The organism is Jiangella rhizosphaerae (assembly GCF_003579925.1).
Classification (GTDB): Bacteria; Actinomycetota; Actinomycetes; order Jiangellales; family Jiangellaceae; genus Jiangella; species Jiangella rhizosphaerae.
Window position 1 is genome coordinate 1 of record NZ_QUAL01000227.1, and the last position, 1,202, is coordinate 1,202.

1 protein-coding gene and 1 pseudogene are annotated in these 1,202 nt (G+C 79.9%); both read right to left on the reverse strand.

The genetic code is table 11. The annotated features are described in order from the left end of the window. Window positions 1–966 (reverse strand): NAD(P)/FAD-dependent oxidoreductase (locus tag DY240_RS22625; protein WP_119662070.1); only part of this gene is annotated, 966 nt, incomplete at its 3' end. A gap of 28 nt (window positions 967–994) precedes the next feature. Then, a pseudogene (locus DY240_RS32260) lies at window positions 995–1,202 on the reverse strand (UbiA family prenyltransferase); the annotation flags it as partial.

The following is a 1,202-nucleotide window of genomic DNA, read 5'->3' on the forward strand; positions in this document are numbered from 1 at the left end:
GCCGAGCAGCGCGCGCACCGCCGTCCGGTAGCGGGCACCGGCGGTCTCCGGCCGCCGCGCCGTCACCGCGGCCGCGGCCGCCCGCCCGGCCAGCGCCCCGGTGGCGACGGCGTAGTGGATGCCCTCGCCGGTCATCGGGTTGACCAGCCCGGCGGCGTCGCCGGTCAGGAGCAGCCGGCCGTCCGGCTGCGTCCAGCGCCACGACGACAACGGCAGATGGTGGCCGCGCCAGGCCGCGTCGCTCGCGCCGTCGCCGTCGCCGTCGCTCGTGCCGGGGAGCAGCGCGCCCAGCCGCCGCAGCAACACCGCCCGCGTGAGGCCGTCGGTGCCGAAGGCGCCGTAGCCGACGTTGGCCAGGCCGTCGCCGCGGTCGAAGCACCAGGCGTAGGCCTGGCGGCGGGCGGGGTCGAACGCGATGACCTGCCGCCCCGCCCACCGCGGCGGCGTCGCGACGTAGCCGCGCAGCGCGATCGCGCGGTGCCGCACCTCGGGCACCCCGGCGGCGCGGCGGACGACGGAGTAGGCGCCGTCCGCGCCGACCACCACCCGGGCCGCGACCTCGTCGTCGACGGCCACGACGTCGCCGCGCTGCCGCACCGTGCGCACCCGGTGCCGCTCCAGCCGCGCACCCGCGGCGACCGCCGCCGCGACCAGCCGGTCGTCGAGGACGGTGCGCGGGACGACGCGGACGGCGCGGCGCATCGGGCGCGACACCCGGCGGCCGCCGTGCGACAGCTCCAGACGCCGGATCGGCGCCCAGTCGTCGAGCAGGCCGGGGACACCCAGCGCGGCGAGCACGTCGGACGCCTCGGGCGAGACGCCGTCGCCGCAGGCCTTGTCGCGCGGGAACGTGGCGCGGTCGAGCAGCAGCACCCGTAGCTCCGGCGCCGCCGAGAGCGCGCCGAGCGCCGTCGCCGCGCCGGCCGGTCCGCCGCCCACGACGAGGAGGTCCCACGGGTCATCCATGGGAGTGCACTACCCAGGCGCGCCGGGCTCAGCTGCGCAGCACCAGCAGCACGACGTCGACCAGCGCGATCGCCATCGCCGCGCGGAACGGCGTCGGCCCGCCGCCGCGCAGCGCCGTCACCACCAGCGCCCCGACGAGGCCCAGCCCGGCCCACGCCCACCCGGGCGGCCGGCCCGGGCCGAGCACGACCAGCACCGACGCGGCCGCGAGCACGACCACCGCGACCAGCCGGGCC